This window comes from Brevibacillus sp. FSL K6-6036 (assembly GCF_037964015.1).
GTDB classification, from domain to species: domain Bacteria; phylum Bacillota; class Bacilli; order Brevibacillales; family Brevibacillaceae; genus Brevibacillus; species Brevibacillus borstelensis.
The window spans coordinates 1,937,501-1,961,385 of the sequence record NZ_CP150173.1 but is presented as its reverse complement, the minus strand read 5'-3'; the positions used below and the strand labels follow the sequence as shown (position 1 = coordinate 1,961,385).

General features: G+C 53.2%; 18 protein-coding genes and 3 tRNA genes. 5 read left to right on the top strand and 16 right to left on the bottom strand.

Annotated features, from left to right (window positions below; translation table 11 throughout):
• Nucleotides 1–14: 14 nt before the first annotated feature.
• The 3 genes from NST37_RS09780 to NST37_RS09770 form a co-directional block, all read right to left on the bottom strand.
• Nucleotides 15–3,110, bottom strand: a complete 3,096-nt coding sequence (locus tag NST37_RS09780; protein WP_003387476.1) for a BTAD domain-containing putative transcriptional regulator — start codon at nucleotides 3,108–3,110, stop codon at nucleotides 15–17.
• Between the two features lie 230 nt (nucleotides 3,111–3,340).
• Entirely contained in the window at nucleotides 3,341–3,964 is a 624-nt protein-coding gene (locus NST37_RS09775; protein ID WP_003387477.1) for a YhcN/YlaJ family sporulation lipoprotein, read from the bottom strand.
• 268 nt (nucleotides 3,965–4,232) lie between these two features.
• The gene (locus NST37_RS09770; RefSeq protein WP_051567434.1) at nucleotides 4,233–4,655 is read right to left on the bottom strand and encodes a copper amine oxidase N-terminal domain-containing protein; all 423 of its coding nucleotides are present in this window, start codon (nucleotides 4,653–4,655) and stop codon (nucleotides 4,233–4,235) included.
• 150 nt (nucleotides 4,656–4,805) lie between these two features.
• On the opposite strand from NST37_RS09770, the gene NST37_RS09765 reads away from it, so the two are divergent.
• Together NST37_RS09765 and NST37_RS09760 are read left to right on the top strand one after the other, a co-directional pair.
• Nucleotides 4,806–6,977: an exo-beta-N-acetylmuramidase NamZ domain-containing protein gene (locus NST37_RS09765; protein WP_003387479.1), complete on the top strand. Its 2,172-nt coding sequence runs from the start codon at nucleotides 4,806–4,808 to the stop codon at nucleotides 6,975–6,977.
• A gap of 92 nt (nucleotides 6,978–7,069) precedes the next feature.
• The gene (locus tag NST37_RS09760; protein WP_003387480.1) at nucleotides 7,070–7,213 is read left to right on the top strand and encodes a hypothetical protein; all 144 of its coding nucleotides are present in this window, start codon (nucleotides 7,070–7,072) and stop codon (nucleotides 7,211–7,213) included.
• Between the two features lie 75 nt (nucleotides 7,214–7,288).
• On the opposite strand, the gene NST37_RS09755 is transcribed toward NST37_RS09760, so the two are convergent.
• Complete coding sequence (locus NST37_RS09755) at nucleotides 7,289–8,863, bottom strand: acyl-CoA synthetase (protein ID WP_003387481.1); 1,575 nt, start codon at nucleotides 8,861–8,863, stop codon at nucleotides 7,289–7,291.
• A 567-nt stretch (nucleotides 8,864–9,430) separates the two neighbouring features.
• Here NST37_RS09755 and NST37_RS09750 point away from each other — a divergent pair.
• A complete protein-coding gene (locus tag NST37_RS09750) occupies nucleotides 9,431–9,739 on the top strand; it encodes a DUF3817 domain-containing protein (protein ID WP_003387482.1) in 309 nt (102 codons plus the stop codon).
• A gap of 102 nt (nucleotides 9,740–9,841) precedes the next feature.
• Here NST37_RS09750 and NST37_RS09745 read toward each other — a convergent pair.
• The 7 genes from NST37_RS09745 to NST37_RS09715 all read right to left on the bottom strand — a co-directional run bounded on the left by NST37_RS09745 (nucleotide 9,842) and on the right by NST37_RS09715 (nucleotide 16,995).
• Nucleotides 9,842–9,930, bottom strand: a tRNA-Ser gene (locus NST37_RS09745).
• Between the two features lie 156 nt (nucleotides 9,931–10,086).
• Nucleotides 10,087–11,505 (bottom strand): aldehyde dehydrogenase family protein, encoded by a 1,419-nt coding sequence (locus tag NST37_RS09740; protein ID WP_003387484.1) that lies wholly within the window; start codon nucleotides 11,503–11,505, stop codon nucleotides 10,087–10,089.
• Nucleotides 11,506–11,586: 81 nt separating this feature from the next.
• Nucleotides 11,587–12,948 carry a 4-aminobutyrate--2-oxoglutarate transaminase gene (gene gabT / locus NST37_RS09735; protein WP_339186617.1) on the bottom strand — a complete coding sequence of 454 codons (1,362 nt, stop codon included), beginning with the start codon at nucleotides 12,946–12,948 and terminating at the stop codon, nucleotides 11,587–11,589.
• Nucleotides 12,949–12,988: 40 nt separating this feature from the next.
• Nucleotides 12,989–14,260 carry a peptidase gene (locus NST37_RS09730; protein WP_003387487.1) on the bottom strand — a complete coding sequence of 424 codons (1,272 nt, stop codon included), beginning with the start codon at nucleotides 14,258–14,260 and terminating at the stop codon, nucleotides 12,989–12,991.
• Between the two features lie 12 nt (nucleotides 14,261–14,272).
• On the bottom strand, nucleotides 14,273–14,950 hold the full coding sequence (locus tag NST37_RS09725; protein WP_003387488.1) for a 3-oxoacid CoA-transferase subunit B: 678 nt from the start codon (nucleotides 14,948–14,950) through the stop codon (nucleotides 14,273–14,275).
• Complete coding sequence (locus tag NST37_RS09720) at nucleotides 14,932–15,624, bottom strand: CoA transferase subunit A (RefSeq protein ID WP_003387489.1); 693 nt, start codon at nucleotides 15,622–15,624, stop codon at nucleotides 14,932–14,934. The genes NST37_RS09725 and NST37_RS09720 overlap by 19 nt, the downstream gene beginning before the upstream one ends.
• An 18-nt stretch (nucleotides 15,625–15,642) precedes the next feature.
• Nucleotides 15,643–16,995 (bottom strand): aspartate aminotransferase family protein, encoded by a 1,353-nt coding sequence (locus NST37_RS09715; protein ID WP_338461503.1) that lies wholly within the window; start codon nucleotides 16,993–16,995, stop codon nucleotides 15,643–15,645.
• 143 nt (nucleotides 16,996–17,138) lie between these two features.
• Here NST37_RS09715 and NST37_RS09710 point away from each other — a divergent pair, with 143 nt between their 5' ends.
• On the top strand, nucleotides 17,139–18,698 hold the full coding sequence (locus tag NST37_RS09710) for a PucR family transcriptional regulator (RefSeq protein ID WP_031931727.1): 1,560 nt from the start codon (nucleotides 17,139–17,141) through the stop codon (nucleotides 18,696–18,698).
• A gap of 15 nt (nucleotides 18,699–18,713) precedes the next feature.
• Here the strand turns inward: NST37_RS09710 and ablB are convergent, their stop codons facing one another.
• Complete coding sequence (gene ablB / locus NST37_RS09705) at nucleotides 18,714–19,553, bottom strand: putative beta-lysine N-acetyltransferase (protein WP_024985116.1); 840 nt, start codon at nucleotides 19,551–19,553, stop codon at nucleotides 18,714–18,716.
• Between the two features lie 347 nt (nucleotides 19,554–19,900).
• On the opposite strand from ablB, the gene NST37_RS09700 reads away from it, so the two are divergent.
• Complete coding sequence (locus NST37_RS09700) at nucleotides 19,901–20,629, top strand: glycerophosphodiester phosphodiesterase family protein (RefSeq protein WP_003387493.1); 729 nt, start codon at nucleotides 19,901–19,903, stop codon at nucleotides 20,627–20,629.
• A 55-nt stretch (nucleotides 20,630–20,684) separates the two neighbouring features.
• Here NST37_RS09700 and NST37_RS09695 read toward each other — a convergent pair whose 3' ends face one another.
• From NST37_RS09695 to NST37_RS09680, 4 genes are all read right to left on the bottom strand, one after another.
• Nucleotides 20,685–21,644, bottom strand: a complete 960-nt coding sequence (locus NST37_RS09695; RefSeq protein ID WP_024985114.1) for a TIGR01212 family radical SAM protein — start codon at nucleotides 21,642–21,644, stop codon at nucleotides 20,685–20,687.
• Between the two features lie 265 nt (nucleotides 21,645–21,909).
• A complete protein-coding gene (locus NST37_RS09690; RefSeq protein WP_003387495.1) occupies nucleotides 21,910–23,148 on the bottom strand; it encodes a glycosyltransferase family 2 protein in 1,239 nt (412 codons plus the stop codon).
• A 255-nt stretch (nucleotides 23,149–23,403) separates the two neighbouring features.
• Nucleotides 23,404–23,480, bottom strand: a tRNA-Glu gene (locus tag NST37_RS09685).
• A gap of 33 nt (nucleotides 23,481–23,513) precedes the next feature.
• Nucleotides 23,514–23,595 (bottom strand) — tRNA-Leu (locus tag NST37_RS09680).
• Nucleotides 23,596–23,885: the final 290 nt, after the last annotated feature.

Here is a 23,885-nt window from a genome sequence, read left to right as displayed (position 1 = left end):
ATCAGTTTGCGGTCTTAGCCTTCCATAATAAAACGGTACGTATCCACAGTCTGCGGCATCGGCTGCACGCCGAGCTGCTTTTGCAGGTTTGCCACGCATTTGTCGTAGATGCGGATGGCCTGTGCCCGGTTGTTTTGCCGATAGTAGGCCAGCATGAGGAGCCGGTATGCCTCCTCCCAGCAGTCGTCAGCCATCAGGATCGATTCGCACCAGCGGATCGCTTCGTCTATCCGCTTCGAGTCCAACAGCAGTTTGGCCAGGCGCTCTGCCCCTCGCAGGAAAAGCAGCTGCAGCCTTTCTCTTTCCGCTACACACCAATCATCGTACCGACAATCCGGCATGTACTCCCCCTTGTAAAAAGACAGCCCTTTTTCCAATAAGACAATCGCTTGCGAAGCGACACTCGCCTCCAGCCCGAGTGTTACGTAACGGTCGAACTCCTCCGCATCGATCTGAAAGCCCGAGGCCAGGTTAAAGCCGTAAGAGCTGCCGTGACGCTGGATGAAAAAAGCGCTCGCTCTGGCTTCCCGATTCGGCTCGAGGGCTTTGTTCAGTGCGTTCAAAGCAACCTTGAAGTCACGGGCGGCGGTCTCTTCGTCACTTTCTCCCCAGAGGGTCGCGACGATCTCTTCTCTGGCCAGCAGATGCTGCCTTTTCGTCAGGAGAAGCTGAAATAGCTGCTTTGCCTTTCCGCGCTGCCAAGACTTTTCCCCCAGCTCCCGTTCGCCAAGCCAGACACGAAACTGACCGAGCGTCTGGATTCGCAAGGTATAGCCGGGATGAAAAGTGACGTTCTGCAGGCCCAGGTCAGTCAGCAGCTGCGAGACGTAATCGGGAGAAACCTGTCGCCTCTGAGCCTCGATCAGTACCGGCATCAGCTGCTGGACATCATGCGGAGTAAACATCGTCGGCCGCTGCAGCAGGAAATGGTATTCCCCCGCCTGGATCGCGGTCAGCGCCTGAGTCACGGCCGGGATAAAAGCAGGCCAATTTTTCTGGCGATAGGCAAAAAAACTGAGCCATAAATGACAGATCGCGACCCCAAAGCTATCTCCACAACGGCTTAAGCGCTCCTCGCAATCGCGAATCCACTCTTCCGCCTGCTTGTCCTGCCCGCAGGAGGCATACGCGATGCCGATTGCGAGTCGCACCAAGCTGTTCAGCCAGTCATCACGCATCGCCTCTGTTTCCTGGAGTCCCCGCTGCCCGTAAGAAAGCGCCATATCCAGATTCGATTCCCGCCCGTAGAGAAGAGTCAGCCCAAGGAGCGTCTCCGATTTTCCTCGCGTCGACTGCAGGTCCTCCATCATTTGCAGACCCAGTTGGTACAACTGACGAATTTGGTCATAGGGCATTTGTTGACTGACCAAAGCCGCCGTCGCCTTGCGCACGTATCCATTTGCCTCCACGAACGGGGAGTGCGCTTCTTTTCCTTGTTGGATCGCGTACTCTGCTGCTCTGAGCCCCTTTTCCCATTCGCCGTTCAAGCCGTATACAAAGGCCAGCAGCAGGGAGGTTTCCCGGTAGGATCTCATCAATGCAGGCTGGTTTACCTGCTCCGACTTCCACTCGCTCTCCAGGAGCTGGATCGCCGACTGAAGCCTGCCCGTCCGGAACAGCAGGCGGGATTCCAGCTCGACCTCCGTCCGCTGCTCCCATTCCTGGCTCCGCCGGTACCAATCGGCAGCCTGCTGCGAGTCTCCCCTGTTGGTGTATATCTCCGCGAGCAAGCGATAAAGCCGTGGAGCCAGCTCATGGTCTGCAGGCTCGAGCAGACGAATCGCAAGCTTCAGCAGTTCCTCTGCCTTCACGCTTTGGACACTGTCCAGATGGACCCGGGCGAGTCCTTCCAGCCCTCGGCACTGGCCGATAATATCCCCCTTTTCCTCGCACAGCGAGAGGAATCGCTGATAAGACAGAAAGGCCTTCGGGTACAGGCAGCGGTACCGCTCGACCTCAGCCTGATACAGCCAGAGAACATAATAACGCTCTTTTACCTCGTCCGGCAGAAGCTGCAGCCACTGTGACAGCTGGTCCAGCTTGCCTGTCTGAAGCAGCGGGTTTGCCGCTTGACAAAGCCATTCTCCGAGCTCGTCCCACGCCTCGATCAAGCGCAAATGTTCAAAGCCTTGCTGCACGTCTCCTTTTCGCTTGTACAAGGCAGCAGCAGCTCTGTGCATGTGTATGTATTCCTCCGGATGTCCCGCCAATTTGCTGATCAGTAGACGCCGCAGCAGCGGATGATACGCATAGACATTGTCTTCCCTCAGCAAAAAAAGGTTGCGCCGAAGTGTTTCTGCAAGCAGATGAGCAGCCTGTTCACCGAATACCTGGCGGATGTCTTCCGCCTCAAAGCTCTCAAAAACGGAGGACCTCATTAAAAACGTCTGAAGCTCCTGCTCCTGCTTGTCCCATACCTCTGTTTCCAAGAATGGCAGAAATCGCGAGGATTCGGAAGCGCTGCCCACTGTGTGGACGCCCATTGCCAATGTTTCTCCAATCGTTCGGACAGCAGCCGCCCACCCTTTGGTTATGTTTGCAATCCGCTCGCTATCGTCCTTTGACAAGGCGATGTCGTATTCGTCCAGAAAAAATGTCTCCATCTCTTCACGGGAAAAAGCGAGGTCGGATACCGTCAGCTCCATCCCATCGCCGCGTGCGGACATGACATTCAAAAATGGCCAGTCCGGCCGGGTTCTGGTCAGTATGACTACCCGAACGTTCTGCGGCATGTTCTGCAAAAAATATTGCATCCAGTTGTCCACTGTCACTTTGGAGTGAACATTGTGAAAATCATCCAGAATCAATAGGAGCTCGCCCTTGACTTCCATGCATGCGCGAATAAACAGGTCAGCAATCGATTCCGTTGAATCGTCTCCGGGCTGTGTGCCCGAAGCCCTCATTGCCTGCAAAAAAGAATCGCCGAAAGCCGGATGAACCATTCGTATGCTCTCCACCAGATGTAACAGAAAAACGGGCAGCTCGCCATCCTTCTCGCCAATCCGATACCAGCACGCCTCTTTGTTGCCATGATCAAAAAATGCAGCCACTGCTGTCGTTTTTCCGTACCCCGCACCTCCATGGATCACAGACAGAGCTTTGTGCTTCATCAGCCTGAGCTTCCTCGCCAATGACAATCTGTGAAACACGTAAGGCCCCAGTCTCGGAGGGGTTATCCTGGTCAGGCTCACCCTGGATGCATTCATCGTTCGTACACTCCTCACCGATCACATCATCCAAGATATAGTTCCATGAGCCTGGCCAAAATCCTCCCTCCCGTCCATGACAAAAGCCACCCGGCGGTCAGGTGGTCTTTTACGTCCAAATCATTCATCGTGTGTCAATCAACCAGATTGAACCCTTTTGTCGTATAGCCGATGTCGTTTAACAGCGTTTGGAATTCGTCTTCTGGAACACGTTCTCCCCGTACGACGCGCTGGTGGATGTCAGCAATGCGCTGATAAACAGCCGGATTGGTTGAAACGTACATGATGTTGTAGCGTGTCTGCGCCTGGAGTCTGCTGCGCATCACTCCCGCTACACGCTGCTGGAGGCGGTCCGTATGCCCGTTATCGATACGTGCAGGCTTGCCCGGCGTATAGAGCACCGATGGCGTAGGATCAATACTGTCGGGTTTCGTTGCACCATCAGGAAGCACCCCGATCAACAAATTATCCTTATACGCAAGTACCTTGATGTCGACGACACCCGGAATTCTTTCCGCTTGTGCCTCCAGAGTCCGGACGAGATCCGGCTCGCGGTTATGCCTGTTCTTTTGGACAAGCATCGCAGCCGGTCCCTTGTCTGTACCGACGTTGTCATTTTTTATATTGATCCCGTAAGCATCATACTTGGCAGGCTCTCCGTGATAGTCTTCTCCGCCTTGTTCCTTATTCGGTGTACAGCCTGACCCGACGACTCCGGCAAGCAACAGTGCACAAAGCGCTGAACCCCATCGTTTCAAAGAAAAACACCTCCTCACTCCCTAGTGTGAGGAGCCGGAGGTATTCTTACTCGATGAGAAAACTGCTTCTTTTTTCTAATTCAGGATGACGAATGTTCCTTCCGGTCTGCTTTTCATCGCCTTTTTCAGCTAGTAGCGTATATTCCTCAGCCGTTATCTTCTCCGTCCATTCAAACAAAAATGTCCCGTCTGATTGGATCTGGACTTCGTAGCTCGCATCAATCAGCTTTCCTTCTTTGCTGCCAGCAGGCTTTTGTGCAACCGGATTTTACTCCTGCTTCCTTTCCGGCGATGTGACCAGGCTGGCTGGCGCTTTACCCTCTTCTGCTTTGTCTTTGATCAGAACGGTCTGGTTACTTCCATCCCAATTCACGTCGTAGGATAGAGCTTCGGCAATGAAGCGAACCGGAACCATCGTCCGCTGGTTGACGATTTGGGCGGGCACATCCAAGCTGATGATCTCGCCGTTACGCTTTGCAATCTTCCGGGAAACAATCAGTTTAATTTGGGCGTCACCCTTTTGAATCAAACCCGTTCTTGTCTGACTGTTCCAGTCTACGTCAAAGCCTAAGCCTTCCGCGATCGGACGAAGCGGTACCAGTGCCCGGCTGTCTTTGATCAGCGGTTTTTGATCGGGGAACGCGATCGGCTTGTGATTATATTCTAAGCTCCATGGCGGTATTCGGGCCACATGGAGATGCTTCCCACACGTGATAGGTGACTTCTCACCCCCGACTTCTTTCCTATTTTCAAATTGTTACAAAAATGAAACCAATTTGCTACAAAAACACGCTACAATGAACATACATCGACGACATTTTTCCCGAAAGAGGCCGAAGCTATGAAACGATTTATCCCCTTCCTCATTCTTGTCCTGATTTTAACCCTCATTCCTCCTGGTGGAAGCTTTGCGAACACTTCTGCGGTTCTGCTCGGAAGCGACGTGCTATTCGACCAATTTCACCATGTCATCAAAGGAAAAAAAGTCGGCCTTGTCACAAATCAAACAGGTGTAAGCAGTCAAGGAATCAGCACGATCGACCTGCTTCGCCGGGACAAATCGGTGACACTGGCGGCTTTGTACACACCGGAGCACGGTCTGGACGGGAAAACACCGGCCGGCAAATACGTTGCCTCCTACCAGCATCCCGTCTACGGCATTCCTGTCTACAGCCTCTATGGTTCGACAAGAAAGCCCACAAAGCAAATGCTCGCTGGCATTGATCTTTTGCTGGTCGACTTGCAGGATATTGGAGCCCGTACCTATACGTACATATCCACTCTCCAATACTGCATGACGGCGGCAAAGGAGCAGGGCAAACCGATCATCGTACTGGACCGGCCCAATCCTGTTGGCGGAACCATTGTCGAAGGGCCCGTTCTGGAATCTGCCTACCGCTCATTTGTCGGTGTGGACACCCTCCCGATGGCACACGGGATGACAATCGGCGAGCTGGCGCAATTTTTCAACCGCAACATCGACGCAAACCTGACCGTTATCCCCATGAAAGGTTATACGCGTCAAATGTTGTTCCAGGATACCGGACTTCACTGGATTCCGAGCTCTCCGCGAATACCGGATCTGGCTGCTGTATTCGGTTATATGGCAACCGGCCTGGGAGAAGGAACCGGAATCGTCCAGGCTGACAATTTCCGCTGGATCGGCGGCGAAGGGATCGATTCGGGCAAATACGCTGATCTGTTAAACGGAGCGCTTCTGCCTGGTGTCGTTTTTCTCCCCGAGAAGAAAGATTCAAAAGGCGGCGTCCGGCTCCAGATCACCAATCCTCATCTGTTCAATCCGGCCAAAACGGGGATTTACGCTTTGACCTACGCTCATCAATTGAATCATTTCAAGGTTCCGAAGAGCGGAAAGACAAAAGTGATGTTTGATCTGGTAATGGGAACAAACAAAATCGGCCAGTACCTGGAGCAGGGGCTGTCCCCCAAACAGATTGAGGAGAAGTATGCAAAAGATCTGGAAGCATTTCGCAAGCTTCGCAGCAACTATTTGATCTACAATGACCAGCCTTACGTTCCTGTTCAGCCCATTCAATCAAAGAAGGGCATTTCACAGGCAAAACCTGCTGCTCCCGGCAAGCCAGGTCCAGCCAGCTCACAATCGCAGACGAAGCCGACAGCCCAGACGAAGCCAGCCGCGCAAACGCCTTTGCCGAACCAATCAAACAACAGCACTGCGACAGCAACGCCAACTCCAGGGTCTGGCGGATCGGCAGGACTGCCCGAGTCTAAACAACCGTCTGTGGCGGGACAACCGAAGCCGGTGGCAAAACCCGCCGTACCTTCAGTTCCGTCAGCCGACCAGACGCCAGCTAAGCCGGGCGGCAGTCAGACGCAGGAAAAAGTGGCGTATCTGACATTTGATGACGGTCCTTCTCCAATTACAACTGAGGTGCTGGACATCCTCAAGGCCCATGACGTCAAGGCGACCTTTTTCGTCGTAGGGAAAAGCGTGCCGGGACACGAAGCGATCTTGAAACGGGCGATTGCCGAAGGGCATGTCGTAGGAGGACACACATACTCCCACAACTATCGCACGATTTATAAAGATCTCTCCTCCTTTTTCGCCGATCTGGAAAAAGGCAATCAACTGATCGAAAAGGCAACAGGAATCAAGCCGACTGTCTTTCGGTACCCAGGCGGCAGCACCAATACCGTCAGCAAGACCTACCAGAACGCAGCGCTCTACAATAACCAGCATACGGTGATGAGTGCCATCAAAACGGAGGCTGCCAAACGCGGCTATACGTTTATTGACTGGAATATCACAAACGGGGATGCCCGCAGCAGCAAGTATACGCCAGAAACGGCCTTGGCAAATATAAAGGCGCAGGTAAGAAATCAGAAAGAAATTGTCGTACTGATGCACGACGCCGCGACCAAGAGCGCAACGGCCAAGTCCCTTCCAGCCGTAATCCAGTTCCTCAAAGAACATGGTTACCGCTTTGAAACAATCCATGCAGAGAAATCCACAGTAGCCACTGTGAAATAATGGCGACTCGACAACCAACTCATTCGTGAGTTGGTTGTTTTTATTCCGGCAACAATATCATTGACGATCATCTACATGGGGAGGAACATCTGGTGAGCTACACCTGCTACTATTGTGAGCACGAATCCGAAACGGCACATCTCATCACGTTCTTTCAAGGGACAGAGGAAAAGAACGAGCTGCTTTGCAGTTCCTGCTACGCTGATTGGCTCGAAGGCCTGAAAGTAGAACCGTAAAATCATGGGAAAAACCGCCTGATCGATCAAGCGGTTTTTTCGCATTCTTTATCCGTTTTGACAAGGCTGCCTTTTTTAGCTCTGCTGCGAGGCCAGACTCTCGTACTTTGCCCGCAGTTCCCGTTTTAGTATTTTTCCGCTTGGATTGCGCGGGAGGTTTTCTGCCAGGACGATATGCTTCGGAGCTTTAAACGCAGACAGTCTGGCTTTGCAAAAGTCAAGCAGCTCTTCGGCAGTCAAGGCTTCTCCCGCTTTGGGAACGACGACTGCGGCGACCGCCTCGATCCAGTATGGATCAGGGATTCCGATCACGGCTACTTCAGAAACAAGCGGGTGCTGGTAGATCACCTCTTCTACCTCCCTGCTTGCGACGTTTTCTCCACCCGATTTGATCATATCCTTTTTTCGGTCAACGACAGTAATATATCCTTCCTCGTCCATGACGCCGAGGTCACCGCTGTGGAACCAGCCTCCCTGAAAGGCTGCGGACGTTTTTTCTTCATCGCGGAAGTACCCCAGCATAGCATGGCTGGTTCGGTGTACGATCTCCCCCACCGTACCGCGGGGCACATCCTGGCCGGAATCGTCGACAATCCTCGTTTCCACATTCAGAGACGGTCTGCCGGCGGAGCCAGCTTTGCGGATTTGATCCGCGGGCTTTAGGACAGTAGCGAGCGGGGCTACCTCTGTTTGGCCGTAAAAATTCCAGAACTGCGCGTTCGGGAGCCTCCGCCCCAGCTCTTTCAAGATTTCGACAGGCATGATTGCTGCTCCGTAGTAGCATTTTTTTAATGAAGACAAGTCCCGCTCCGCAAATTCAGGAGAACGGAGCAGGGCGATCCAGACGGTCGGGGGGCAAAAGAGCTGTGTCGCCTTGTACTCCTCGACAGTTTTCAGCAGGAGCGCAGGCTGTGCCTGCTCCAAAATAATTCCGCTCGCACCGAGGTAGACGTACGGCCCCAGGAAGCAATGCAGCTGGGCGCTATGGAAAAGCGGGAGAGCGTGGATAGCGACATCGTCTTCGGTCATTCCACCGTCGATAATCGTACTGACGTATTCTGTCAGCACACTCTTATGCGTCAGCATGACTCCTTTTGGCCTGGATTCCGTCCCGCTGGTGTAGAGAATATGCACAACATCGTCATCCTCCAGTTCCAGCTCCGGCTCCTCTGTACTCGATTGGGCGAGCTGCGTACGGAAATGGCCCCAGTCATTTGCCTGCTCTGTTTTTTCGGAGATCGAGCATCTCAGGACCGGAGAACAGCCTGATCGGCGAATCGCCTCGTCGGCGACTGGATGGAATTCCTGGGAGGCAAAGATCGCTTTCACATCGGCATGTCCCAGAATAAAGGCCACGTCGTCAGCGTTCAGCATGTAATTGATCGGGACCATAATCACTCCCGCCCTGGCGAGGGCAAAGTTGAGAATGACAAAATCCATTGAATTGCGGGAGAGCACAGCTGCCCTGTCTCCCTTTTGCAGTCCAGACGCCAAAATCATATGCGCTGCCTGATTGGCCAGGATGTCCAGTTGTTCGTATGTAAGCGCCTCGTTCCCAAAGCGCAATGCAATCTTCTGCGGAAATCTGCCTCGGCTTCTGCGCAAAATATCTCCCAGCGTATTCCTTCTCGCCCGCTGAATTTCTTTCATGGACATCCCTCCGTCATTTTTCCTGCCTCTATTATACAACGAATATTCAGAAAAATAGAATCATTATTCTTTCCCGATATATCCATGCAATGTAAAAAACCCCTGACTCGAAATCAGTCAGGGAGAAGAACTCAAGGTTATGAGGTTGTATCTATAGTATAGTATATATTCGAGTATATACTCAACCGGGATATATTAGTAAACGGAAACAAGCCGCACCTTGGACAAATTCTTTTTGCCCGAGCGCGACAACTCCCGCTTTCCATATTTGCATGGTTTCAATCCGGTCCGTTAACCTGCCTACTCCAATCAAAAAAAATGCGGCGACCCGATCTGCATTAGTAAGTCGCCGCAGCCCCCAAGAAGTTTAGTCTGAGTGCTTACCTACAGAATATATCAAAGGGTACATACCATGCGATATGAAGTCGATGGCTACGGAAGAAAGTTTTGGTTTTTGCCATAAATGTATCGCAAAAATTTCAAAATTGCCTATGTTCCATTGATACATGCCCTTTAACTCGATAGAATAAGTGGAGACTGGTTCTTTACTCACTGGAGGTGTTCCCCTTGCTAAAAACGCCCCTTGGCCGTCTTCGTTTTATCGGCCTCATCGAAGGAATTTCGTACCTCGTCCTGCTTGGAATTGCCATGCCACTGAAATATTTTCTGGAGATGCCAAAAGCTGTGACGATTGCCGGTTCCTTGCATGGCGTGTTTTTCGTATTGTTCATGCTGGCACTCGCCCATGTCTTTTTCGCAAACCGGTGGTCGATCCTGCGGGCGCTCGGCGCGTTTGTCGCGTCTTTGATCCCGTTTGGAAATTTTGTTCTCGATGCACAATTGAAAAAAGAAGAAGCTTCCATGAAGCGATCATAAAGGAAACGCTTGACGACCTTCTCCCGTCAAGCGTTTTTGAATAGATGGGGTATCTGAAAAAAAGAAAAAACAGGTGCAAGACCTGTTCGCAGTGCTTTCTTATGGCGGAGGGAGAGGGATTCGAACCCCCGTGACGTTGCCGCCTAACGGTTTTCAAGACCGCCCCGTTATGACCACTTCGGTATCCCTCCGCATGGTTGAACAAGTTATACTATAACATACTCATTCCACTGAAAGCAACCGTTTTTTACAAAAACGAGCTTCCTCCAAACGGGGAAGCTCGTTTCCTGTACCGGCCTCAAAACAGCTGTCAATTGCCTTTGACAGCAGCTTTCTCTTCCTGAAACCTATCGCTTCACGACAACCAGCTTTAACTCCGTTAGCTCTTCGATCGCGTATTTGATTCCTTCCCGGCCCATGCCGCTTTCCTTGACACCGCCGTAAGGCATATGGTCGACGCGGAAGGTCGGGATATCGTTAATCATGACGCCGCCAACATGCAGCTCATCTGCCGCTTTCAATGCGAGTGACAGGTTTTGCGTGTAGAGTCCGGCTTGAAGGCCGAAACGAGAATCGTTTACGAACTCAATCGCCTCCTCTACAGAGTCCACCGGATTGATCAGGACGACCGGTCCGAATACCTCCTGGCAAGACAGTTTGGCGTCTGCCGGAACTCCTGTCAATACGGTAGGCTGCAGCACCCGTCCATCTGCTTTTCCTCCGCATTCTACCCTGGCGCCTCTCTCCCTGGCTTCCTCGATCCAGGCCAAGGCCCGATCCGTTTCCTTCGGAGAAATCATCGCGGAGTAGTCTGCTTCCTCGGACAGAGAGTCGCCGCCGACCAGCTTTTTGGTCTCCGCCACAAAGCGCTCCACGAATGTCTCGTATTCATCCCTGACCACATAAATCCGCTGTACGGAGATGCATACCTGTCCGGAGTACGCAAATGCGCCAAAAATACAGCGCGGGATGACCTCGTCGAGATTTACCCCTTTATCGATGATGACGGCAGAATTGGAGCCCAGCTCCAACGTAACCCGCTTGAGTCCGGCCCGATTGCGGATGTCGATGCCGACAGCCGGGCTGCCGGTAAAGGTCAGTGCTTTCACCCTCGGGTCTGTCACGAGGAGATCGCCTACTGTTGCTCCGCTGCCGGTCACAACATTTAGTGCTCCCGCTGGCACTCCGGCCTGCTCGGCAACCTCCGCCAGAAAATATGCGGAGAGAGGCGTCTGGGATGCCGGCTTGAGCACGACGGTGTTCCCTGCAGCCAATGCCGGACCAACTTTATGGGCGACCAGATTCATCGGGAAATTGAAAGGAGTGATCGCGCCAATCACGCCCAAAGGCTCACGCACGGTGTATGCAAGGCGCCCTTCTCCTCCGATGGCGGCATCCAGCGGCAGTGTTTCGCCGTGAATCCTTTTTGCTTCCTCCGCAGCGAATTTGTAAGTCTGTATTGTACGGATCACTTCGCCGCGAGCGGTTTTGATCGGCTTGCCTGCCTCCAGCGCAATGATTTTGGCAGCCTCCTCCAGCCGTTCGTCCATGATGAATGAAATTTTCTCCAGAATAGCCGCACGCTGATAAGCAGGCATGCGCCGCATTACCACCGAAGCCTCCTGAGCTGCGGAAATAGCCTTTTCTACCAGTTCGGCGTCCGCCTGCGCGATTTCCGCTATCTGTTCCCCGCTGTAGGGAGCGTAGAGCGGCGCGTAGTTTTTGGCCTCCACCCACTGCCCGCCAATGTAGCACGCTTTTTTCATCCATCCAGCCTCCCTCTCATCGACTCTCCTATGAGTTTTCCCGATATACGTCTTTCAGTCCGCGCTATTCTAGCCATTCCTTTATGCTTGTGAAGGCGTACACAGTTCCTCTAACACTTTCTCCATCACACCCAAACCTTCCTCCAATTGTTCGTCGTCAATCACGAGCGGAGAGAGAATCCGGATGACATTGCTGTAAAGACCGGCCGTGAGTACGACCAACCCGCGCTGGCAGCAGGCTTGCGCAATTTTTGCCGTCAATTCCTTGTCTGGCTCTTTGCCTGATTTGTCTTTGACGATTTCGATAGCACACATCGCTCCAATGCCACGCGCATCTCCTACCTGTTCAAAGCGTTGCTTGAAGCCTTCGAAGCACTGCAAAATCCCGGTTCCGATCTGGTTGGCTCTGTCCATGAAGCCTTCCTGCTCCATCATTTCGATCACCTTCAGAGCGGCGATACACCCGAGCGGACTGCCTCCATATGTTCCGCCGATCTCCCCTGGATTGGGAGCATCCATGATCTCAGCCCGGCCAGTAACTGCACTGATCGGCAGCCCGGCCCCAAGCGATTTGGACATGACAATCAAATCAGGCTCTACGCCGAAATGCTCCATCGCAAACATTTTGCCTGTGCGGCCAAAACCCGTCTGGACTTCATCGGCGATGAACAGGATGCCGTGCTTCTCGCAGATTGCTTTTACCCCTTGGACAAAACGCTTGGACGGTACCACGAATCCGCCCTCGCCCTGAACTGGCTCCATAATGACGGCCGCGACTTCATCCGCAGGCACTTCACCCAGGAAGAAGTCTTCGAAGCGTCTCAGCACTTGTTCGTCGCATTCTTCCGGAGTCGTTCCCGGCGTTGCACGGTAGTAGTACGGATAGCTCATCTTATACACATCGGGAGCAAACGGGCCGAACTGGTATTTGTACGGACGCACTTTGCTCGTAAGTGACATCGCCAGCAAGGTACGGCCATGGAAGCCGCGTTCAAACGAAATAATCGCTTTTCGCCCCGTGTACTTTCTGGCGATTTTGACCGCATTTTCTACAGCTTCCGCACCGCTGTTAAGGAAGAATGTTTTCTTTGCATGCGTCCCTGGCGTGATTCTGTTCAAAGTCTCGGCCAGTTTGACGTACGGCTCGTACATCATGACGTGAAAGCAGGTATGGATATACTGATCAAGCTGTTCCTTCAGGGCTTCCACCACCGCAGGCGGGCAGTGGCCGGCATTGATTGTCCCGATGGCTCCGGCAAAATCGATAAACGTATTTCCGTCGACATCAGTCAGAAGCGCTCCTTCCGCCTTCTGGACAAAGGTCGGCAAGGTGTTGAACGGACCGCGCGGCACATGGCTTTCCTTTCGTGCCAGAAGCTCCTGAGCCTTTGGTCCCGGAATTTGTGTTTTGATCTGAATGTACTTTGTAGTCGTCGAATCCATTTTTGATCTGCTCCTCCCTTGTCTGTCTATCAAGACCACATCATTTTGTTTCGTAGCCGCACCACTCCATAAGCGTCAGGGCAAATATCTCCGCGCAGCGGAATACTTCATCCAGCTCGACGGATTCATTCGGATAATGGGCGACTGCCGTTGTACCCGGGCCTACGATAATCGCAGGAGTATCGGCCAAGGTTGTCAGCAGCCCGCCATCCGTTCCCCATGGCGATGCCTCCACGACCGCCCGCTCACCGGTTACCTTGAGGAATTGATCCTGCAAAATCTCCATCAGTGGATGATCTTCACCCACGTCACCAGGCACCCAGCGGGCCCCGAACCACTCCAATTCAACCGGATGCTCCGCGAACCACGGGTCGTCATGGGCAAGCGCTGCGAGAGCTTCTTCCATTTCTCGTTTCGCAGCTTCCATCTTCTCGCCCGGGGCTACCCCCATCCGTCCCTCCAGCTTGACGAGATCGGCTACGGAAGACGGCCATTTTCCACCCTCAATCACGCCGAGGTTGATCGGGATCGGGATCGGCAGCTTTGCGTAAAGCGGGTCGACGATTCGATCATTGCGCTCTTTTTCCAGCTTGCTGATCGCGGTGACGACCTGCATGCTTTTCTCGATGGCGCTGACTCCTTCGTAGCGTGTGCCTCCGTGTGCAGAGCGGCCTTTCACCGTCAATCTGAACCACATCGAGCCTTGCTGCTTGGGGAAGATCTTCATGTTGGTCGGCTCCGGAATCAATGCCGCATCCGCTTTGTATCCGCGTAGGATTGCAGCGAGTGTCCCCGCTCCGCCGCTCTCCTCCTCCACGACGCTTTGAAAGATGACGTCTCCCTTCAGCCGGATGCCCAGCGCTTGCAGGACCTGAATCGCCAGCAGCGAGGAGAGGTTGCCGCCCTTCATGTCGGTGGAGCCGCGCCCGTACAGTTTCCCCTCCTCGATCTCGCCGCTAAACGGATCGTGTGACCATTGCGCAGGGTCTCCGGCAGGCACCACGTCCACGTGTCCGTTCAAGATGATCGAGCGGCCGCCGCCGGTTCCCTTCCAGACGCCGACGACATTCGGACTGCCTGAAAATTCGCTTCTCGGCGATACAAAATAGGGATGCTTCAGCAGCTCCTCTCCTCCCATCACCCAAAGATCCACTTCCATTCCCATGGCGTGCAGTCTTTGCGCGATTTTTTCCTGGATGGAACGCTCTTCTCCCTGAACACTCGGCTCGCGAACCCACTCCTGCAGAAGTTGCGTTGCGGCAGCCCGTTCCTTCTCGATCTGCTCCCGTATCAGCGCTTGCCAGTTTGTCATCGGTATCCTCCTTTATCGGAAAACTCTGACCTCTTCGTCCATTTTCAGTTCCGCTTCTGTGGCTCCGATCACGTCCGCCACCGTATAGGGGTGCATGACTTCTTTCAAATACAAGCCATCCTCCCGAACCTCCATCACTGCCATATCGGTGATGATCAGATGGGCTGCGCCTACGGCAGTCAAAGGGAGGGAGCATTCACGCACAATCTTCGACCTCCCGTTTTTGTCCAGATGCGTCGTCAACACCATGACCTTCTTTGCCTTCTGCGCCAGCTCCATCGCGCCGCCCATGCCGGGCACGCGCTTCCCGGGCACGATCCAGTTGGCGATGTCTCCGCGCTCGCTGACCTCCAGAACGCCGAGAATGGTCATGTCCAGCAGACCCCTGCGAATGATGGCAAAAGCGGTGGCGCTGTCAAAAAAGGAAGCGCCGGTCGCCAGTGTGACGGGAAAGCCGCCGGCATTGCACAGCATCGGATTTTCTTCTCCCGGAGCGGGGCTCGGACCCGTGCCGAGGATGCCGTTTTCCGCGTGAAACAGAACCTTTTTGTCCTTTGGAATGAAGTCTGCAACCAACGTGGGAATGCCGATTCCCAGATTGATGATCATGCCGTCCTCGATCTCCTGCGCCGCTCTCCGCGCGATCTTCTCACGAAAGCTTTCCGTTTCTTTTACTTCTCCCACGCCCATTGCCAGTTCACCCCCTCGCTTTTCACGATGTAGTTGACGAAGACGCCAGGTGTGACGATCTCTTCCGGATCAAGCGCTCCGATCTCCACGATTTCGTCAGCTTCGACGATCGTGATATCGCCCGCCATTGCTACCAATGGATTGAAATTGCGGGCACTCGTGTCGTAGACGAGATTGCCGAAGCGGTCCGCCTTTTTCGCATGTACGATGGCTACCTGCGCAGTCAAGGGCGTTTCAAGCAAATATTCCTTGCCCCCCACCAACACCTTTTCCTTGCCTTTTTCCGCAATGGTGCCGATGCCGATATCGGATAAAATTCCGCCCAGACCCACTCCGCCAGCGCGTACACGCTCTGCGAGGATGCCCTGCGGACAAAATTCCACCTCCAGCTCTCCAGCAGTCATTTGCGCCCCGGCATTCGGATTGGAGCCGATATGCGAAGCGATCACTTTCTTGACCCGCCGCTCTGTCACCAGCTTTCCTACGCCGATATGTGGGAATGCCGTATCGTTGCTGATCAGCGTGATGTCTTTGATTCCTTTGTCGAGAATGCCCTGGATCAGGGTAGGTGGATTGCCTACCCCGCCAAAGCCTCCCGCTATCAGCGTCATTCCGTCATGAAAATGGGCGAGTGCTTCTTCGACTGTGATTACCTTGTCAAACTGGTTCGCCATGTGTCCTCCTCCCCTGGATCAGGTCAGTTGCATTTCCTGTCTCATTTCTTCCTGTACACGCTGAACGGACTTTTTCAGCAAGTCTACAAGCTCGTCAATTTCCTCTGTCGTAATCGTCAGCGGCGGCGAAAGGATGACCGAGTCGCCCGCTACGCCTTCCAATCCTCCTGTCGCCGGATAGACGAGCAGGCCGTTTTCGAACGCCCGGGAAATGACCCGCGCTGCAACTCCCCTGGAAAGCGGGAACGGCTCCTTGGTCCGTTTGTCTTTGACGAACTCCAGACCGCACAACAGCCCGAGACCGCGCGCTTCTCCGATAAGCGGAGACTCGTCCGCCAGCTCCCGCAGTTTTCTGAGCAGGTAGGCTCCCTGTACAGCTGCCTTCTCGACCAGGTTGTGCGCTTCCACGTAGCGAAGCACGGCGAGCGAAACGGCTGCGGACTGCGGGTTCGCGCTGTACGTGTGTCCGGCCATGATCAGACCGGAGCCGCGTGTAATCGTATCGATGATCTTTTCCGTGGCCATCGCTGCTGCCATCGGCGTGTAGCCCGCGCTCATCCCCTTGCCGAGCGTTATCAGGTCAGGCTTGACGCTCCAGTGGTCAATCCCGAACTTCTCGCCCGTCCTTCCCACCCCCGTCATGACCTCGTCGGCAATAAACAGGACGTCGTATTTGTCGCAAATCTCCCGAATGCGCTGGAAGTAGCCGTCAGGAGGCACGACAGCGCCGCCAGAAGCGCCGATGACCGGTTCGGCGATAAAAGCCGCTACCTGCTCCGGACCGACCCGCAAAATGGCCGTCTCCAGCTCATCAGCACAAAGCCTCGCGTACTGCTCCAGGGACATGCCATCCGGTCTGCGGTACGGATACGGCGGCGAGATGGCCGGATAATCAGCCAACAGCGGAACGAACCGCTTGCGGCGCAGCACATGCCCGGACATCGACAGCGCCCCCATCGTAATGCCGTGATAGCTCATCCAGCGGGAGATCATTCTCGTCTTCGACGGTCTTCCCTGCTCCTGCCAGTATTGAATCGCGATCTTCTGCGCCGTCTCCGTCGCCTCGGAGCCGCTGTTGACGAAAAAGCTCCAATTGAGCTCGCCCGGAGCCCATTCGGCAAGCTTGGCGCCCAGCTCTTCGACTGCCTCGCTGCTAAAGTGCGAACGGTACGCAAAAGAGACCTTGCGTGCTTGCTCCGCCATCGCTTCGGCAATTTCCTCGACGCCGTGGCCGATGCTGGCCGTTACCGCACCGGAACAACCATCGATGTATCGTTTGCCCGACGTATCGTACAGGTAAATCCCTTTGCCATGGGAAACCCGGGGATACTCTTTGCCAAGCTCAGGCTTTATGACATAACTTCTCTGCATGCTAGCCACCTCTCCTTCTCTCTTCCCTTATCGTAGCGAATGAGCATGACGGTGCCATTCGACTGCCTGGAAGAAAAAGCGTGACAAAGAGACGGAATGTTTTATACATTTTGTATAAGAGATTCGTAGGGGGTTCGAAAAAAATGACGATCACCATACGCGAAGCGCTGCAGCTCCCTGACATGGTTCAAACTCGTTTGGTCGGTGGCGCAGAGGGCTTGGACAATCCCATCCGCTGGGTGACAATTGTAGAGGTATTGGAGGACGTAGGACGTCTGCAGGAAGGCGAGTTTTTGATCACGACCGGCTTTGGTCTGGCCGAAGACGCGAAGCGCAGGGCCTCCCTCATCCCGGCGCTGGCCAAGCAAAAACTTAGCGGCATCGCCTTTCATACCGGCTTTTATTTGCGGGAAATCCCTGTTGATTTGATCGAGATGGCCGACCGCCACCACCTGCCGCTTATCGAAATTCCCGTTGAAATGAACTTTTCAACGATTACCAAAGCAATCCTACAACCTATCGTCAATCGGCAATTCGAAACGCTCGCCTATTCGCAAGCCATACACCGTCAGATGATTGAAGCCGCCCTCTCCAAAGGCGGACTCCGGGCAATCGTGGAGAAGCTGGCGTCACTGACAGGCGGCCGCGTTTCTTTGACAGACGCGCTCGGATTCAAGGTTTACGGCAATCACGAAGGGGACGCTGGACAGCAGGCCGATCGAAGCGGCAAAGACCAGGAAAAAGAGCAAATCCATACGGTTGAAATTCGGGCCCATCGCGAGAAGTTCGGGACACTGCGATTGGCCAAGCCGAGGGAAGAGTGGAAAGATCTGGATGATGTAGCACTGCAGCATGCCGCTACGCTTTGCGCGATGGAATATATCAAAGAAAACGCTGTAGCAGCGACGGAATGGAGACTAAAAGGAGATTTCGTGGAAGAACTGCTCAGCGGCACAGAACTGGCTCCTGCCGAACTGGAGAGCCGCTGCCGCATGCTCGGCTATCCGTTGTCCGGTGCTCACTTTGTCGCGGCCGTGCAGGTAGAGGCCTCTGTCGACCGCTCTTCCTTTGAGCTTCATCAGGCCTGCATAACACTCATGAAGCGATTGTTTGACTCGCACAATCGCCCCTATCTGCTGCGGGAGAGACCACACTCTTTGTTTTTCATCATGCCGCATGACCAGACCAGTCTTGCTTTGCTGGAACAGTTCGCTGCCCGTTGGGACAGGCTTCATCGCGAGCACGACCTGCGAATTGGACTGAGCTCCCCACGCGGACGCCTGACCGAACTGGACGAAGCCGTGCAAGAAGCGCTCTTTGCCCTGCAGGCCTACCCGCTGCTGGTGCGTTCTCCCGCTCTGCTGTCGTACCAGCAGATGCAAGGCTATCAGTTTCTCTTTCCGTACCATCACAAAGCCGAAATGCTTGAGGCGATCTGGAAGCCGTTTCTGGAGCCTCTGCTGCGCTACGATCAGAAGCATAAGCAGCAGCTCCTCGAGACGCTGGACATGTACCTTATGCATAACGGAAATGGTTTACAAACGTCTCAGGCTCTATATATTCACCGGCATACACTCACATACCGGCTGGCGCAAATCAGAGAGAAAACAGGCTGTGATTTGGACGACGCCCACCAGCGATGGCAGCTGCAACTGGCGCTGATGGCGCGCCGGCTGCAGGAACAGCTCTTTCCGCCGGAGTAAGGAACGCGGGAAGGGCTACTCCCGGGTCGGGCGGAGCGATTTCACCCATATATTCATGTCTTCATAGCCGGAAAAGATCGTACAGTTGTTTATCAAACGGCCTCGATAAGCATAGCCGTGTTTTGCCGCTGTAATATTCATTCCAGCCGATTGGGCGCGGGTCAGGGTGTACAAGTAATAAATGCCCTGCCCGTTCATCTTTTCTTCCAGCGCCGTAAAGATCGGCTGAAGCAGCCCTTTCCCCGCGTGGTCCGGATGCGTGGCACAGTCCGTCAATTCCGCCGAACCGAAACGCTCTGTCACTTCCGCCGAGGCCGCACAGGCGATCCGTCCATCATGCTCAGCGACGATATAGTAGGTTGATTCCCTCATCGTCTTTCGAACGTATTCTGGATCATCCATGGGGGTCGGATAAGTAGCAAACACCGTCTTATACAGACTGGCAAGCTCCTCGGCATCTTCTTCGGTTGCCTCGCGCAAGCTGTACCCTACCGGCAGCGTTTTTGTCTCCGGGCGCTTGGACAAGCTGAGCTGCAGGATCTCCTCCTCGGCAAGATGGTGCATGGAGGTGGCCCGTTCCTCTGTCAAAAAGCTGGCGAGCATGTACGCGTTTTCTCCCTGAAAAAAACCGTCGATCACTCCTTCCTGGCGGTAGCCGAGTGAAAGCCAGGCCGGCACATCCTTTCGTTTTGCGTACACAATCAACTTTGTCGCTTCAGACTGTTGGGCGCATTCGATCATTTTCCCGTGCAAGTCAGTAATGGCTTCCGGGTCATAAACATGTACTTTCACCCGTTTGTTCCGGTGATCAATAACCAGATCTCCTGTTGAAATCATCGCAGACACATCAAGCATGACTAACCGCCCCTCCCGTTGTTTCTCTTGCTGCTATTGTATCATGTCGCTCAGATCATTCATCCTCCAGACTGTACAAAACTGCGTAGGTATTTGGCGAGTGCCAATCACGACAGGCAGACATAGGATAAAGTACGCTAGACTGCCGAGAGGAGAGAATCAGATGAGCTGCAGCCGGAACAACAACAGTACCCTTATACTGGTCCTGTTCATTTTGCTCGTTATCGTGCTTTGCTCATGTACGTAAATACCATTGCGCCCCTCTCTTCTGGTAGTAGCGAGGGGCGAAATACATATGTATGTAATAGGACCACTTGTGCAGGACCGAACGGAAGGAGGAAGCTCTCTTGACACCACTGATCTACGCTCACCGCGGTGCTTCCGGCCGCTATCCGGAAAATACGATGGAGGCTTTTCGCGCCGCTGTGCGACGTCGCGCAGACGGGATTGAGCTGGATGTTCAGTTGAGCAAGGATGACAAGGTGGTCGTGATTCATGACCACCACCTCGAGAGGACCACCAACGGACGTGGAACCGTGCGGCAGCATACATGGGAAGAGCTGAAAAAATTTCGCGCTGACAAGGCCGTTCCATCACGCCAAAAGCACATCCGAATCCCTACTTTGCGCGAGGTGCTCCACACATTTGCCCCGACGAAACTGCGTTTTTGCATCGAGCTCAAAAACTTCTTCTTTGCCCAACCCCAACTGGAGGAATACGTGATCGGGCTGATCCGACAATACGATTTGACGAGCCGCACAGTTATCTCCTCTTTTAATTTTGACAGTCTGCTTGCTGTCAAAGAGCTTGATCCCAATCAGACGACCGCCTTGCTGTACATCGGGCCGCTCCATAACCCTTGGGAGGTCGGGAGCCGGTATCGCGTCGACGAATTGCACGTACCCAAAGATCAATTGACTACCGCGTTGGTCAGCAAGGCAAAAGAGAACGGATTCCGCGTCGTCGGCTGGACCATTAATTCAACTGCCGGCATACGTGATGCCGCCAAAATGAACGTTGACGGCATCATCACCAATTACCCGGGCAGAGCGAGAAAAGCCCTGCACAAACCATGAGACGAAAAGAGGGCGCCCCGCCAACCGCCAGAGACGGTTGAGGACGCCCTCTTTCTTATCGAGAACACGGTGTATGAAACTTCCCTTGCCAACTGTTTCTGCGAACGAGCTCGGCATCAATTCCGTTCAACACTTCCCATTTTTTACGGCTCCACATCGGACCGATGAGAAGATCAGGCGGTCCATCTCCGGTGACACGGTGCACGATCATCTCCGGCGGCAAAATCTCCAGTGTGTCGGCCACCAGCTTGGTGTATTCCTCCTGTGTCAAAAATTCCAGCAGGCCAGCCTCATACTGTTTGACCATCGGAGTCTTGCGCAGCAAATGCAGCAGGTGGATTTTAATGCCCTGGACATCCAGATTGGCCACAGCTTTGGCCGTCTCCATCATGTCTTCGTGCGTTTCGCCTGGCAAACCGTAGATAATATGCGAGCAGACGCGGATGTTATGCTTCCGCAGCTTTTCCACGCCGTCCAGGTAGCACTGATAATCGTGCGCACGGTTAATCAATTGTGCGGTCCGTTCATGGATGGTCTGCAAGCCGAGCTCTACCCATAAATACGTTCGTTCATTCAGCTCGGCCAAATATTCGACAACGTCATCCGGCAAACAGTCAGGGCGTGTGGCGATTGAAAGTCCGACGACTCCCTCCTGTTTCAGTACAACCTCATACATCTCGCGCAGCTCTTCCACGGGAGCATAGGTATTGGTATATGCCTGAAAGAAACCAAGGTACTTCGCTTCCGGCCATTTTTGATGCATTCTGTTTTTCACGTCATGGAACTGCCTTTCCAGATCCATCCGTCGATCCCCGGCAAAGTCTCCCGATCCCCTGGCACTGCAAAACGTGCAGCCTCCCGTTGCGACGCTGCCATCCCGGTTCGGACAACTGAACCCCCCGTCCAACGGCACTTTAAACACCTTCTCCTGAAATGTTTGGCGGAGATGGTAGTTCCATGTATGATAACGTTTGTCGCCCCACAGTTGCGGGGTGTCCAACGGTTTTATTTGCATATTCATCATCTTATCTCCCTTCTTGGCGGCCATGCTCTTCGAATCCACTTTCGTTGAAACCACGTCCACAATCCTGCCCGTAGCCTCCTGAGAAACTGTCCAACAACTCATTATATACGTTTCGCGATACCATAACCGCGGTTCTTTTGCATAAAGTGTTTCAGATGCGACTTCTCCATTATACCAGACAGATAGGTCGAGAGGGGAAGCGCAATACAGGAAACCACAGGGCACGTTTTCCCTGTGGTTTTACATTTACGCTGTGCTATTGTTGAATCTCTTCGATGCGTATCGCACGAGTATGCGATGTGTGGCTCCACACTTGGTTCTTCTTTGTAAAAAATGCATAAAACATGATCGGCAGCCATGTCAGGAAGAAGAAAGGCAGCAGCAATAGCCCAAAGTACCCTTTCCACGGCACTTTATCAAGATAGAGCGCAAGAAGCGGCAGCATGTAGAAGACTGCTGTCGAGCCATAAACAAGCCAGGTTGGCAATATGGTTGCCGCCGGCATGAGCATCTCGATCTCCAAAAAGCGGCCCAGGAACAGGATCGACATCATCGTTACCATCAGCACATACATCGGCTGAAACAGGTAAAATGCCGCATCAAGCATGCCTAGTTTACGTTTGAGCAGGCCATTCTTCAGCACCGAACCGATATAGCGGCCGGCCACATCGTAATGACCCTGCATCCAGCGCAAGCGCTGGCGCATAGAAGCTTTCAGGTCGATCGGCTTCTCATCCCACACCTTTGTATCATGGGCCCATGTCGGGTAGATCCCCCGCTCAATACAGCGGGTGGCAAACTCCAGGTCTTCCGTCAAGCTGGTAGCTCCCCAGCCCATCTCTTTTAACAAGTTGCTTTCAATGCAAAGCCCTGTTCCTCCCAAAGTGTTTGGAAGTCCCAGATTGTGACGTGCCAATTGCCACATGCGGTTTGTGAACCAGTAAGTCACAGCGTATGAAAGCGTAATCCACGAATCAAATGGATTTTTGGAGTCAAGGTATCCTTGGATGACCCGTGCTCCTTTACACAAGCGGTCATTCATGACACGTAAAAAGTTCTTTTCTACCAGGTTGTCAGCGTCAAACATCACGACGGCATCATATTGCTTAGGCCTTGCCCACAGGTTTTCCAGCATCCATTCAATCCCGAATCCTTTGCCTCGCTTCGACGTGTCAAAACGCTCACAAGCATAGGCTCCATGCTGACGTGCGATCTCGGCTGTATTATCCGTACAGTTGTCACAGATAACAAAAATATCGTACATCTCGCGCGGATAATCCAGCTTCTTCAAATTCTCGATAAGCGGCGCAATTACGGCGCTCTCATTGTGTGCTGCAACCAGGACGGCAAATGTCTTTTGTGGCTCATGTGTAACCTGCTCCTTTTTACGGAACAAGCCCGCACATGAAACAAGTGTCTGGTACGTACTTACTACACCTACCGTACTAGTAAATCCGATGAACAGTCCCTCAATGATCTCTTTCAATTCACTCATGGATTCTTCTCCTCGACCTAAATCTTATTTTTTTCTTGATTCAGGCAGTGTTTTTCCAAATTTTTACTCTTCTCTCTCTCTCAATTGGGAGTGTACCTCAAAATTCAGTATATCGCAATGACCCAAAAGTGGGAAAAAAAAGAGGCACTTCTATCACCATTCCCACCTTTATTCGGTTCTATTCGAATCCATGCCAGTAAGCAGAAAAAAAAGCCTTCGGAAAAGGCTTAGTCTAAAACCCGTATGCCAAAAAAGTGGTGACCCGTAGGGGATTCGAACCCCTGAATGACAGCGTGAAAGGCTGCTGTGTTAAACCGCTTCACCAACGGGCCAGATTGCAGGATTTCTCCCGCTTCAGAACATAATGCGGTCGGCGAGACTCGAACTCGCACGGGTCGCCCCGCCACCCCCTCAAGATGGTGTGTCTGCCAATTCCACCACGACCGCAGGTTGATAATAGAAAGCCCTAGGAAGATGCGCATTCCCGACCTACTGGCTTTAAAAGCAAGAGCGCTTTGCTGATCTCCGAATACCTCATATAAGCCTTTTCATCATACTTGAAGGTGACTTATGGTCCCGAATGATTCCTGCAGATTCACTCACAATTACGAAGTATACACGGTTGTAGTTTTCGAGTCAATAGGAATTTTGATACTCCTCGTTTCTCTTTATACTAATGTGTTTTCGACACGAATCCTAATTCTTCGTACTACTTCTGCTTGCTCTTACAAAACGAC